Below are 12,153 nucleotides of genomic sequence, written 5' to 3' on the forward strand. Positions count from 1 at the left end.
TTGGCCTTGAGATCGCGAAACCTGTTCAATACCCACCGCGCTGGACGATCGCCCGGCGCTCAATCATGGGTTGTGGCAATGACACCATCCGGCTCAGGCTGTCATAGACCGAGCCGCTCATGTCATAGGCGACCGCGACCTCGAAACTCTGCATCTGCGGGCCGGTCTGGCCGGTCCGCACCCGCAGTTTCGCCGGATCGATGAAGGCATAGGAGCCGGCATGGGCCGTGATGAAATCGCGGGCGATCTGGGCTCGTTCGGTGTCGCTCAAGCCCGATACGGACGAGCGTGCCGCCTCGGCTGCGATCTGCTGGATGCTGTGATAGATGCCGAAGACATAGCCGTATCCCATGATGCCGAAGAGGAGCAGCAGCAGGATTGGTGCGACGAAGGCGAACTCGATCGCGCTGGTCGCGCGCTGGTTCCGGGAGAAGCGGGACAGGGCAGGCAGCATGGCCGTTCCTCGATAAGTAGATACAACTAAAAGTTGTAAATCTCTCCCCTTGATGAAAGGTAAACGCCCCTCGCCAGGAGCAATCGCCGTTCAGCCGGACTGAACGGGTTAAGTAAAATTTTACGCAGCTAAGGTTGCTTCGCCTGTACGCCGCCGTTGCCCCGGGTGATCCCTGCCAATGCCTTCGACATCTCCAGCGGAACCCGATGCGGCTCGCGCGGAGCGGCTGTCGCCCGGTGCTGGGCTCCTCGTCGGCCTCGTCTGCCTGCTCGTCAGCTTCGGAGCGCTCGCAGGTCTGCCTGGCGCAACCGACGGCACCAAGCCGGTGGCGATCGTTTTTCCGCCCTGGACCGATGGTGCCGAAGCCGTGGCGCTGAGCTTCGCGGCCGGCCACCGCGTCCTGCGCAGCGGCCGCTTGGGCGCGATCGTCGTCGTGGCGCCGACGTTGAACGGGCAGGCACCTTCGTTGCCGAAAGGCGCGTGGTTCTCCCTCGTTCTGGCGGGTCTTGCCGGATGCCTCGATAGCCCCGGCCGAACGGAAGCATCGTCATGATCTGGTCCCTGTCAGCGGTGCGCCACAGGGTTGCGCAAGCCCTGCTCGCGCTTTGCCTGCTTCATGTGCCGCTGCTCGCGCTGGGCTTCTGGGTCAATGGAACATCAGGCCTTGTCCCGGTGCTGATGGCGGCGCTCGCAGCGCTGGCAGCCGTGCTGATCTACCGTATGGCTGGCCCGGCCATCGTGACGCGCCTCGTCATCGCGGCCGTGCTGATCGGGCAGGTCTCGATCCTGGTGTTCAGCTTTGCCGGCCACCCCTGGCAGCCGGACATCCACATGTATTATTTCGCAGTGCTGGCGCTGCTCGCCGGCTTCTGCGACTGGCGGCCGATCCTGATGGGCGCCGCGCTGACGGCCGCGCACCATCTCGTGCTGCAATATGCCCTGCCGGCAGCTGTATTCTATCAGGGAGGCAGCCTGCTGCGCGTGCTGCTCCATGCGGTGATCGTCATCATCGAGACGGCCTTCCTCGCGGTCTTCGCCGTGGTGCTGCAGCGCATGTTCGCCGTCAACGAGCAGAATCTCGCGCGGGCGCAGGAAGTGGCCGAGCGCGAGCGCATCGCCGGCGAGAAGGAGCGCAATCTCGCTGAAGAGCTGGGGCGGCGTGCCGAGATGCTGCGCGACGTCGTCTCCGGCTTCCGCGCCCAGATGGAGCAGGCGATGGCCGTGCTCGATCATTCCGCTGCGGCGATGAACACCGAGGCCGGGGCGCTGACCGAAACCTCCGACCATGTCCGGCGTCAGACCGCGATGGTCTCCGATTCCGCTGCCGGCACGATGGACAGCATCGACCATCTCTCGGCCGCCAGCACGGAGCTTGTCGCCTCCATTGGTGAGATCGGCCGCAATGCTGGCCAGTCGGCCGATGGTTCCAAGGCGGCGGCGGAACTGGCGCGGCGCGCCAGCGCCGAGATCGAGCATCTCGCCCAGAGCAGCGAGAATGTCGGCGCCGTCGTCGAGATCATCCGCGGCATCGCCGCCCAGACCAGCATGCTGGCGCTCAACGCCACGATCGAGGCGGCGCGCGCCGGCGAGATGGGGCGCGGCTTTGCCGTCGTCGCCAGCGAGGTCAAGACGCTCTCGGCCCAGACCGCCAAGGCGACCGACGAGGTTTCGCAGCAGATCGGCACGATGCAGCAGGCCTCGCAGCGCTCGCTCAAGGCGATCCGGGACATCGTCGAGGCGATCGGCGATGTCGAGAGCGTCGCCAATGCGATCGCGCTCTCCGTCGACGAGCAGAGCCGAGCGACGGCCGAGATCGCCCATCAGGTCCGACTGTCCTTCGAGGGCGCGCAGCGCAGCGCCGATGTCGCGGGCGGCTTCGAGGTCATGACCCGCCAGACCCATGGCGCCGCCCAGCAACTGCAGAGCGCCGCCAGCGCGCTTGCACAGCAGGCGCAGGACATCCGCCACGAGGTCGCGAGCTTCTGCGGCCGGGTGGCTGCGGCCTGACGGCTACCAGGGGCGGCCGGGACCGACCGGCCCGATGCCGAGGAAGGTGCCAAGGCTCGCCGCGATATCGGCGAAGCTGCCGCGGCGCCCGAGCGGTTCGGCGCCGATACCGGGGCCGAAGGCGAGGATCGGCACATGCTCGCGCGTATGGTCGGTGCCGGGCCAGCTCGGATCGTTGCCGTGATCCGCCGTGACGACGGCGATGTCGCCCGGTCGCAGCACGGCTTCGATATGCGGCAGGCGGCGGTCGAAGGCTTCCAGCGCCGCCGCATAGCCGGGAATGTCGCGCCGGTGGCCGAACTCCGTGTCGAAATCGACGAGATTGACGAAGCAGAACCCGCCATCCGGCAGGCCGTCCCAGGCTTCCAGCGCCGCGTCGAGCATCGCCGCATTGCCGAAAGGCTTGATCTCTGTGCCGGTGGCACGATGGGCGAAGATGTCGCCGATCTTGCCGACGGTGACGACCATGCGTCCCTGCGCCGTCAACCGGTCGAGGATCGTCTCGTCCGGCGGCGGGATCGCGAAATCCTTGCGGTTGCCGGTGCGGGTGAAGCCTTCCTCCGGCGATCCCACGAAGGGCCGCGCGATGACGCGCCCGATCCGCAGGGGATCGACGAGGCCGCGCGCGACCTTGCAGAGGGCATAGAGCCGGTCGAGCCCGAAATGCTCCTCATGCGCCGCGATCTGCAGCACGGAATCGACCGAGGTGTAGCAGATCGGCTTGCCCGTTCGGATATGCTCCGGCCCGAGCTCGTCGATGATCGCGGTGCCCGAGGCATGCTTGTTGCCGAGGATGCCGGGCAGGGCGCCTTGCGCGACGATGCCCGCGACAAGCTCCGCAGGGAAAGAGTTCTCCAGGTCGGTGAAATAGCCCCACTGGAACGGCACCGGGCAGCCGGCGATCTCCCAATGGCCGGACGGTGTGTCCTTGCCCTGGCTGAGCTCGACGCCGTAGCCCCAGCGTCCTTCGGACCTGGCGGGCTTCGCGACGCCGGCGAGCGGCCGGCCGGTCGAGGTCTCGCAGGCATGGGCGAGGCCGAGTCGCACGAGGTTCGGAAGCTGAAGCGGCCCGCTGCGCAGGCCCTCGCGGTCGCCGCGCCCATCGGCGCAGGCTTCCGCGATATGGCCGAGCGTGTCCGAGCCGGCATCGCCATAGGCGGCCGCATCCGCCGCGCCACCGCAGCCGACCGAATCCAGCACGATCAGGAGCGCGCGCGCCATGCTCAGTCCCTCACCGCGGCAGCGCTGGGCGTATCGAGGTTGAGCGCCGCCGCCAGCAGCGCCTGGGTATAGGCCTCGCGCGGCGATGCGAAGATCGCCTCCGCCGGGCCTTCCTCGACCACCTTGCCGTTCTGCATCACCACCACCCGATGCGACAGCGCCCTGACCACCTTGAGGTCATGGCTGATGAAGAGATAGCCGAGCTTACGCTTCGTCTGCAGGCCGCGCAGCAACTCGACGATCTGCGCCTGCACGGACATGTCGAGCGCAGAGGTCGGCTCGTCCAGCACCACGAATTTCGGATCGAGCGCCATGGCCCGCGCGATCGCGATGCGCTGGCGCTGGCCGCCGGAGAACTCGTGCGGATAGCGATCCATCGCTGCCGGATCGAGCCCGACATCCACAAGCGCCTGCGCCACGATCTCCCGGCGCTGCTGGTAGGTCAGGTTCGGCTGCTGGATGGCGAGGCCTTCCGCCACGATCTCGGCCACCGACATGCGCGGCGAGAGCGAGCCATAGGGGTCCTGGAAGACGACCTGCAAATCCTTGCGCTTCGGCCGCACCTGCTTGCTGGAGAGCCCGTCGATCCGGTCGCCGAGGAAGACGATCGGACCTTCCGAAGCGATCAGCCGAAGGATGGCGAGGCCCAACGTGGTCTTGCCCGAACCGGATTCGCCGACGACGCCCAGCGTCTCGCCTTCGCGCACCTTGACCGAGATGCCGTCCACCGCCTTCACATGGCCGGTTGTGCGGCGCAGCAGGCCGGACTTGATCGGGAACCAGACCTTGACCGGCCCGGCCTCCAGCAGCGTTGCCGCATCGCTCGGGACAGGGGAGGGCCGCCCCTTCGGCTCGGCTGCGAGCAGGCGCCTGGTGTAGTCGTGCTGCGGGTTGCCGAAGATCTCGGCGACAGGGCCGTGCTCGACGATCTTGCCCTTCAGCATGACGCAGACCCGGTCGGCGATACGCCGGACGATGCCGAGATCATGGGTGATGAACAGCATCGCCATGCCGAGCCGGCCCTGCAGCTCCTTGAGCAGCTTCAGGATCTGCGCCTGCACGGTGACGTCGAGCGCGGTCGTCGGCTCGTCGGCAACCAGCAATTCGGGTTCGTTGGCGAGCGCCATCGCGATCATCACGCGCTGACGTTGCCCGCCGGAGAGCTGGTGCGGATAGGCATCGAGCCGGCTCGCGGCGTCGCGAATGCCGACGAGGTCCAGCAGTTCCAGCGTGCGGGCGCGCGCCTTCTCGCCGCGCAGGCCCTTGTGCAGTTCGAGGATCTCGCCGATCTGCCGCTCGATCGTATGGAGCGGGTTCAGCGAGGTCATCGGCTCCTGGAACACCATGGTGATGTCGTTGCCGCGCACCTTGCGCATTGCGTCTTCGTCGGCGGCGATCAGGTCCTGTCCGTTGAACATGACCTTGCCGGAGGGATGATGCGCTGCCGGGTAGTTCAGAAGTTTGAGGATCGACAGCGCCGAGACGGACTTGCCCGAACCGGATTCGCCGACCAGCGCCAGCGTCTCGCCCTTGGCGATCGAGAAGGAGACATGGTCGACGGCCAACGTCTCCCGCCCGCCCTGGCGGAAGGCGACCGAGAGGTCTTCGACGGAAAGCAGCGGCGCGCTCATGCAAAGGTCTTCCGCGGGTCGAAGGCGTCGCGCACCGCTTCGCCGATGAAGATCAGCAGCGACAGCATCAGGGCGATCACGAAGAAGCCGGAGAGGCCAAGCCAGGGCGCCTGCAGGTTCGCCTTGCCCTGCGCCAGCAATTCGCCGAGCGAGGGCGAGCCGGGCGGCAGGCCGAAGCCGAGGAAGTCGAGCGAGGTCAGCGTGGTGATCGAGCCGTTCAGGATGAAGGGCAGGAAGGTCAGCGTTGCCACCATCGCGTTCGGCAGCAGGTGCCGGATCATGATGGTGCGATTGGAGAGGCCGAGCGCGCGGGCTGCCCGGACATATTCGAAATTGCGCGCCCGCAGGAACTCGGCGCGCACGACGCCGACCAATGCGACCCAGGAGAACAGCAGCAGGATGCCGAGCAGCACGAAGAAGCTCGGCGTGATGATCGCCGCGACGATGATCAGCAGGTAGAGCGCGGGTATGGAGGTCCAGATTTCGATCAGGCGCTGGAAGATCAGGTCGGTCCAGCCGCCGAAATAGCCCTGGATGGCGCCCGCCGCGATGCCGATCACCGAGGAGAAGGCACAGAGGATCAGCCCGAACAGCACCGAGATGCGGAAGCCGTAGATCAGGCGAGCGACCACATCGCGGCCCTGGTCGTCGGTACCGAGCCAGTTCCATTCGAGGTCGCGGCAGGTCTTGCCGCCGGTGCGCTCGGCGATCACCCGGCATTGCTCGTCCTTGAGCAGCCAGGTCGGCGGGGCGGGGGCCGGCACCGGCAGGTCGAGATTATGCGTGCGGTAGGAATAGCGGATCGGCGGCCAGATCGCGAAGCCGTTCGCTGCGATCTCCTTGGCGATGACGGGATCGCGGTAGTCGGTCGTGGCGAGGAAGCCGCCGAACTTCTCTTCCGGATAGTTCACCGCGACGGGGAACAGCCACTCGTCCTTGTAGCGCACGACGAGCGGCCGGTCGTTGGCGATCAACTCGGCGAAGAGGGTCAGCACGAACAGCGCCAGAAACAGCCAGAGCGACCACCAGCCGCGCTTGTTGGCCTTGAAGTTGTTGAGCCTGCGCCGGTTGATCGGCGAGAGCTTGAGCCAGCCCTGCTTGGCCTCGGCCGGCGCGAGCGGGATATCGCTGCGCAGGGCCGGCGGGGGAGCATCGATCAGCGTGTCCATGCTCACGCCTCCCGGCTCTCGAAATCGATGCGGGGATCGACCCAGCTATAGGTCAGGTCGGTGATCAGGTGCACGACGAGGCCGATCAGCGAGAAGATGAAGAGATTGGCGAAGACGACCGGATAGTCGCGGTTGACGATCGCCTCGAAGGAGAGGAGGCCGAGCCCGTCGAGCGAGAAGATCGTCTCGATCAGCAGCGATCCCGCGAAGAGCGCATGCACGAAGGCGCCGGGGAAGCCGGCGATGACGATCAGCATGGCGTTGCGGAAGACATGGCCGTAGAGCACGCGCCGCTCGCTGAGGCCCTTCATCCGGGCGGTCAGGACGTATTGCTTCCTGATCTCGTCGAGGAAGGAATTCTTGGTCAGCAACGTCGAGGTCGCGAAGGCGCCGAGCGCCATCGCCAGCACCGGCAGGGCGATATGCCAGAGATAGTCCTTGGCCTTGCCGATCAGGCTGAGCTCGGCCCAGTTGTCCGAGGTCAGGCCCCGCAGCGGAAAAATCTGCCAGAACGAACCGCCGGCGAAGAGCACGATCAGCAGGATCGCGAACAGGAAGCTCGGGATGGCATAGCCGACGATGACGACGGCGCTCGTCCAGGTGTCGAAGCGCGAGCCCTCCTTCATCGCCTTGCGGATGCCGAGCGGGATCGAGATCGCATAGGAGATCAAGGTCATCCACAGGCCCAGCGTGATCGAGACCGGCAGCTTCTCCTTGATCAGCTGCAGCACCGGCGCGTCGCGGAAATAGCTGCGGCCGAAATCGAAGCGGGCATAGTCGCCGAGCATCTTCAGGAAACGCTCATGCGCGGGCTTGTCGAAGCCGAACTGCTTCTCCAGCTCCTTGATGAAGGCGGGGTCGAGACCCTGCGCGCCGCGGTAGGCGCTGGCCTCGCCCTGCGCGCCGGCATCGCCGCCCTGGCCGCCGCCGACGCGATCGGCCGCGCCGCCGCTATTGGGGTTCTGGAGCTGCGAGATCACGCGCTCGACCGGCCCGCCCGGCGCGAACTGCACGATGACGAAGGACACGAGCAGGATGCCGAACAGGGTCGGCACCATCAGCGCGAGGCGCCGGGCGATATAGCTCAGCATGCCCGGGTCACGCCTTTCCGATCCGCTTGGCCTTCTCGGCATCGTACCACCAGATGCCCGGCGCGCCGGACGAGTATTTCGGCTTGGTCGCAGGCCGGTCGTACATGTCCCAATAGGCCAGCCATTCCTCGTCGTTCCACCACATCGGAATCCAGTAGCGCCCGGCCCGCAGCAGGCGGTCGAGGCATTTCGCGGCAATGACGCAATCGGCATAGGTCTTGGCCTGGCCGATCGTCTCGATCATCGCGTCGATGGCGGGGTGGCTGATGCCGCCGACATTGCGCGAGCCCTTGGTCTTTGCGGCTTCCGAGCCATAGACGATGCTGAGCGTGTCGCTGGGGATCGAGCCGCCCGAGAGCGCCCGGCTGATGATGTCGAAATCGAACTCGTCGAGGCGGCGCTGATACTGCGCGGGATCGACGAGGCGCGAGGTGGCATTGATGCCGAGCCGCTTCAGATTGGCCTGGAAGGGCTGGGTATGCGGCTGCAGGGCGGGGCTTGAATCGAGGAACTCGATCTCGAAGGGCTGGCCGTTCGGCAGCTTCATCACATTGCCGTCGCGCTTGCAGCCGGCGGCGCGCAGCATCTCGTCGGCCTTGCGCAGGAGGTTGCGGTCGCTGCCGGAGCCGTCCGAGACCGGCGGCAGGAAGGGCTCGCCGAAGACCTCGTCCGGCACCTTGCCGCGCCAGGGCTCCAGCAGCTTGAGCTCTTCGGGGGAAGGCTTGCCGACCGCCTTCGAATCCGCGTTCTCGAAATAGGAGGTCATGCGCTCGAACGAGCCGAACATGATGTTCTTGCGCGTCCACTCGAAATCGAAGGCGAGGCCCAGCGCCTCGCGGATGCGTGGATCGGCGAATTTCTCGCGCCTCGTATTGTAGACCCAGCCCTGCGAGCCGACCGGCTCGGTCTTCGGCAGGGTCTCCTTCTTGACCTTGCCTTCATGCACGGCCGGGAAATCGTAGCCCGTCGCCCAGATGCGCGAGGTGAATTCCTCCTGGAAGGTGATGGCACCGCCCTTGAAGGCCTCGAACGCCACCTGCCGGTCGCGGAAATACTCCCAGCGCACCCGGTCGAAATTATTGGTGCCGATATTCACCGGCAGGTCCTTGGCCCAGTAATCCGGCACGCGCTCGAACTCGATGAGGCGGCCCTGTTCGAGGCGCCCGACCTTGTAGGCGCCCGAGCCGAGCGGGGCCTCCAGCGTCGAGGCGGTGAAATCGCGCGTCGACCAATATTTCTCCGAAAACACCGGCAGGCCGGCGACGACGAGGTGCAGGTCGCGTCCGCGCTTCGGCGAGAACTTCGCCACGAAGATGTCGTCGCCTTCCGCTTCCGCCGAGACGAGCTCGTTGAGCAGCAGGCGGTAGGACGGATGCCCCTTCGCCTTCAGGATGTTCATCGAGAAGGCGACGTCCCGGGCCGTGACGCGCGAGCCGTCATGGAACCTGGCTTCGGGCCGCAAGCGGAAGCGATAGGTCAGCTTGTCCGCGGAGACCGCGACGCTCTTCGCCAGCAACCCGTAAACCGATCCAGGCTCGTCGCCGGAGCCGGCCATCAGGCTGTCGAAGCAGGCATCCATTCCCGCGGCGCCATCGCCCTGGAGGACGAAGGTGTTGAGCGTGTTGAAGGTGTCGAAGCTCTGGTTGCCGCCACCGCGCTTGATCTGGACGGTGAGCAGGCCGCCCTTCGGCGCCTTGGGGTTCACATAGGCGAAATGCGGAAAATCCGGCGGCAGGGCGAGCTCGCCGAAAGTCGAGAGCCCATGCGATTCGGCATCCTGCGCCAGCGCCGCCTGGGGAAGCTGGGGCAGGGCGCCCGCGACGGTCGCGGCTCCTGCGGCTTCCAGCAATCTGCGGCGTGTGATGCGCATCGCCATCGTTTCGCGTCTCCGTCTGATTCGCCGTTGTTCTATCTCGCCTGCGCGCAGCGCCACGGCAATGGCTGGCGGGAGGCGGATTGTGCGGGCAGGCGCGGGGCGTGAGCAAGGCATGGAAACGAAAAAGCCGGGCAAGGCCCGGCTTCGTGATCGCTGATCAGTCGTCTGGCCGCCTGCCTCAGGGCTTCGGCAGCGGCTTCGGCGCGTCGGCCAGCGAGTTCAGATAGGCGACGACATCGGCGCGGGTCTCGGGCTTGGCGATGCCGGCGAACGCCATGATCGTGCCGGGCACGTACGCCTTCGGGCTCTTCAGGAAGTGGTCGAGCGCGTCGGCGTCCCAGGACTTGTCGTTGCGGCCCTTCATCGCGGCCGAGTAGCCGAAGCCAGCGACCGATCCTTCCGGGCGGCCATAGACGTCGTAGAGATGCGGGCCGACCTTGTTGGCGCCGCCCTTGTCGAAGGTGTGGCAGGCCTTGCAGGCGGCGGTGGCTTTCTCGCCCTTGGCGACGTCGGCCTTGGCGAGGCGCACCGCGATCGGCTCCTCGGCTGCGGCAGCGGCGGCGCCACCGCCCGCGGCGGCCGGCTCCTCGCTCGGCAGGTCGAAGCCCGGCACGGCAGGCTTCTTCGGCGCGAAGACGATGCCGGCCGTCATGTTGAGGCCCATCACGACGAGCAGCGTGGACAGAACCGCGCCGGCAATCTTGTTGGCTTCGATATTCATCGTGTCCGAACCCTGGGTGCCCTCCGCGGCCGAGGCCCGGGAGACGAGATAGCGCTTGGCCGGAGTCTTGAAAGGCTCCAGCTTCCGCCGTTGCTTAACCGCTTTGCGCGCTTCATTGCAACTCGTATAAGCACGCACCGTTTGAGACTTTTGCCGCCACCGGCTTTCACCGGCGGCGGCCCAGCCGAGCACGCTTCAGAAAATGGCCCGTCCGCTGATCCTGATCCCCGCCCGCATGCAGGCGACGCGCCTGCCCGGCAAGCCGCTCGCCGATATCCATGGCGCGCCGATGATCGTCCATGTCTGGCGCCGCGCGGTCGAATCCGGCGCCGGAGACGTCGCCGTCGCGACCGATGCGCCGGAAATCGCCGCCGCGATCGAGGCCGCCGGCGGCAAGGCGGTGATGACCAGCGCCGGCCATCAGACCGGCTCTGACCGGATCAAGGAAGCTGCCGACATCCTCGACCCCGACAGGCACTACGACATCATCGTCAATGTGCAGGGCGATTTTCCGACCCTGGCGCCCTCCGCCATCGCCGCAGCGGTGAAGCCGCTCGCCGATCCCGCTGTGGATATCGCGACGCTGGCCGGCGTGATCGACGACGAGGAGGAGAAGACGGCGCCGAGCGTCGTGAAGCTGATCGGCAGCGAGATCGCGCCGGGCCACATGCGCGCGCTCTATTTCACCCGCGCCACTGCGCCTTACGGCGAGGGGCCGCTCTATCACCATGTCGGCCTCTACGCCTATCGCCGCGCTGCGCTCGATCGTTTCGTCAGCCTGCCGCAATCACCGCTGGAACTGCGCGAGAAGCTCGAGCAATTGCGCGCGCTGGAAGATGGCATGCGCATCGACGTCATGGTCATCGATCATGTGCCGCGCGGCGTCGACACCCCGCCCGATCTCGATCGTGTCCGCGCAGTCCTGAAAGCGCGCTGAGGCCCGACCGGCCAAGCCGCGTTACAATAAGAAGCTGAGGAGCCTGAAGTCGTCCCATGTCCTTCGTCGTGTCTTATCAGGGTGAACCCGGAGCCTTCTCGTCGCAGGCAGCCCTCCAGGTGTTTCCGGACTGCGAGCTTCTGCCCTGCGCCACCTTCGAGGACGCGCTTTCTGCCGTCAGCGACGGCAAGGCCCGCTACGGCATGATCCCGATCGACAACTCGATCGCCGGCCGCGTCGCCGATATCCACCATCTGCTGCCGCGCTCGGGCCTGCACATCATCGGCGAGCATTTCCTGCCGATCCGCTTCCACCTGATGGCGGCGAAGGGCGCGACGCTCGCCACGATCCAGACCGTGCAGAGCCATATCCATGCGCTCGGCCAGTGCCGGAAGATCATCCGCAAGCTCGGCCTCAAGGCCGAGGTCGCCGCCGACACCGCCGGCTCCGCCCGCCAGGTCGCCGAGGCCAACGACCCGACGCGCGCGGCCATCGCCCCGCGCATCGCCGCGGAGGTCTACGGCCTCGACATCCTGATGGAGGATATCGAGGACGAGAAGCACAACACCACGCGCTTCGTCGTGCTCTCGAAATATCCGGAATATGCCCGCCAGGGCGGGGCCAGGACCGTCACGACGCTGATGTTCCGCGTCCGCAACATCCCGGCCGCGCTCTACAAGGCGATGGGCGGCTTCGCCACCAACGGCATCAACATGACCAAGCTGGAAAGCTACATGGTCGACGGCCATTTCTCGGCGACGATGTTCTATGCCGATGTCGAGGGCCATCCCGACGACCCGGCGCTGCGGCGCGCGCTCGACGAGCTCTCCTATTTCTCCAAGGAGATGAAGATCATGGGCGTCTACCCCGCCAACGACTTCCGCTCGACGATCGAGGAAGCGGGCGAGTAAGGCGCGCCCGGCGCATTTCGCTTCGCTTAGGCAGGTTCCCCGAAACACGCCGTCATCCCGGGCTTGCCCCCGGGATCCATCGTCGAGCGCTGAGCCCTACGATGGATCCCGGATCTGCGCTGCTACGCAGCTTGT

General features: G+C 66.5%; 11 protein-coding genes. 4 read left to right on the top strand and 7 right to left on the bottom strand.

All coding sequences use genetic code 11. The features are described from left to right. Positions 1-25: 25 nt before the first annotated feature. Positions 26-454 (bottom strand): TadE/TadG family type IV pilus assembly protein, encoded by a 429-nt coding sequence (locus tag ACFJGT_RS03340; protein ID WP_377845859.1) that lies wholly within the window; start codon positions 452-454, stop codon positions 26-28. A gap of 178 nt (positions 455-632) precedes the next feature. On the opposite strand from ACFJGT_RS03340, the gene ACFJGT_RS03345 reads away from it, so the two are divergent. Beyond that, positions 633-1,007, top strand: a complete 375-nt coding sequence (locus tag ACFJGT_RS03345; RefSeq protein ID WP_377845861.1) for a hypothetical protein — start codon at positions 633-635, stop codon at positions 1,005-1,007. Continuing rightward, complete coding sequence (locus ACFJGT_RS03350) at positions 1,004-2,461, top strand: methyl-accepting chemotaxis protein (protein ID WP_377845863.1); 1,458 nt, start codon at positions 1,004-1,006, stop codon at positions 2,459-2,461. The genes ACFJGT_RS03345 and ACFJGT_RS03350 overlap by 4 nt, the downstream gene beginning before the upstream one ends. 3 nt (positions 2,462-2,464) lie before the next feature. Here the strand turns inward: ACFJGT_RS03350 and ACFJGT_RS03355 are convergent, their stop codons facing one another. The 6 genes from ACFJGT_RS03355 to ACFJGT_RS03380 all read right to left on the bottom strand — a co-directional run bounded on the left by ACFJGT_RS03355 (position 2,465) and on the right by ACFJGT_RS03380 (position 10,170). Then, positions 2,465-3,682 (bottom strand): phosphopentomutase, encoded by a 1,218-nt coding sequence (locus ACFJGT_RS03355; protein WP_377845865.1) that lies wholly within the window; start codon positions 3,680-3,682, stop codon positions 2,465-2,467. Positions 3,683-3,684: 2 nt separating this feature from the next. Further along, positions 3,685-5,313 (bottom strand): ABC transporter ATP-binding protein, encoded by a 1,629-nt coding sequence (locus ACFJGT_RS03360; RefSeq protein WP_377845867.1) that lies wholly within the window; start codon positions 5,311-5,313, stop codon positions 3,685-3,687. Further along, a complete protein-coding gene (locus tag ACFJGT_RS03365) occupies positions 5,310-6,482 on the bottom strand; it encodes an ABC transporter permease (protein WP_377845868.1) in 1,173 nt (390 codons plus the stop codon). Before ACFJGT_RS03365 ends, ACFJGT_RS03360 begins: the two co-directional genes overlap by 4 nt. 2 nt (positions 6,483-6,484) lie before the next feature. After that, on the bottom strand, positions 6,485-7,573 hold the full coding sequence (locus tag ACFJGT_RS03370; protein ID WP_377845870.1) for a microcin C ABC transporter permease YejB: 1,089 nt from the start codon (positions 7,571-7,573) through the stop codon (positions 6,485-6,487). A gap of 7 nt (positions 7,574-7,580) precedes the next feature. After that, positions 7,581-9,449 carry an extracellular solute-binding protein gene (locus ACFJGT_RS03375; protein ID WP_377845872.1) on the bottom strand — a complete coding sequence of 623 codons (1,869 nt, stop codon included), beginning with the start codon at positions 9,447-9,449 and terminating at the stop codon, positions 7,581-7,583. 178 nt (positions 9,450-9,627) lie between these two features. Beyond that, a complete protein-coding gene (locus ACFJGT_RS03380) occupies positions 9,628-10,170 on the bottom strand; it encodes a c-type cytochrome (protein WP_377845874.1) in 543 nt (180 codons plus the stop codon). 202 nt (positions 10,171-10,372) lie between these two features. On the opposite strand from ACFJGT_RS03380, the gene ACFJGT_RS03385 reads away from it, so the two are divergent. Together ACFJGT_RS03385 and ACFJGT_RS03390 are read left to right on the top strand one after the other, a co-directional pair. Further along, entirely contained in the window at positions 10,373-11,107 is a 735-nt protein-coding gene (locus ACFJGT_RS03385; protein ID WP_377845876.1) for a 3-deoxy-manno-octulosonate cytidylyltransferase, read from the top strand. A gap of 56 nt (positions 11,108-11,163) precedes the next feature. Continuing rightward, on the top strand, positions 11,164-12,018 hold the full coding sequence (locus ACFJGT_RS03390) for a prephenate dehydratase (protein ID WP_377845878.1): 855 nt from the start codon (positions 11,164-11,166) through the stop codon (positions 12,016-12,018). The last annotated feature ends 135 nt before the right edge of the window (positions 12,019-12,153 follow it).

This window comes from Allobosea sp. UC22_33, assembly GCF_042700715.1.
Lineage (GTDB): Bacteria > Pseudomonadota > Alphaproteobacteria > Rhizobiales > Beijerinckiaceae > Allobosea.

Bases quoted from the DNA above. Each gene is read 5' to 3' on its own strand.
- ACFJGT_RS03375 (WP_377845872.1), bottom strand. From the start codon at position 9,449: ATGGCGATGCGCATCACACGCCGCAGATTGCTGGAAGCCGCAGGAGCC.
- ACFJGT_RS03350 (WP_377845863.1), top strand. From the start codon at position 1,004: ATGATCTGGTCCCTGTCAGCGGTGCGCCACAGGGTTGCGCAAGCCCTG.
- ACFJGT_RS03365 (WP_377845868.1), bottom strand. From the start codon at position 6,482: ATGGACACGCTGATCGATGCTCCCCCGCCGGCCCTGCGCAGCGATATC.
- ACFJGT_RS03340 (WP_377845859.1), bottom strand. From the start codon at position 454: ATGCTGCCTGCCCTGTCCCGCTTCTCCCGGAACCAGCGCGCGACCAGC.
- ACFJGT_RS03360 (WP_377845867.1), bottom strand. From the start codon at position 5,313: ATGAGCGCGCCGCTGCTTTCCGTCGAAGACCTCTCGGTCGCCTTCCGC.
- ACFJGT_RS03345 (WP_377845861.1), top strand. From the start codon at position 633: ATGCCTTCGACATCTCCAGCGGAACCCGATGCGGCTCGCGCGGAGCGG.
- ACFJGT_RS03370 (WP_377845870.1), bottom strand. From the start codon at position 7,573: ATGCTGAGCTATATCGCCCGGCGCCTCGCGCTGATGGTGCCGACCCTG.
- ACFJGT_RS03385 (WP_377845876.1), top strand. From the start codon at position 10,373: ATGGCCCGTCCGCTGATCCTGATCCCCGCCCGCATGCAGGCGACGCGC.
- ACFJGT_RS03380 (WP_377845874.1), bottom strand. From the start codon at position 10,170: ATGAATATCGAAGCCAACAAGATTGCCGGCGCGGTTCTGTCCACGCTG.
- ACFJGT_RS03355 (WP_377845865.1), bottom strand. From the start codon at position 3,682: ATGGCGCGCGCGCTCCTGATCGTGCTGGATTCGGTCGGCTGCGGTGGC.
- ACFJGT_RS03390 (WP_377845878.1), top strand. From the start codon at position 11,164: ATGTCCTTCGTCGTGTCTTATCAGGGTGAACCCGGAGCCTTCTCGTCG.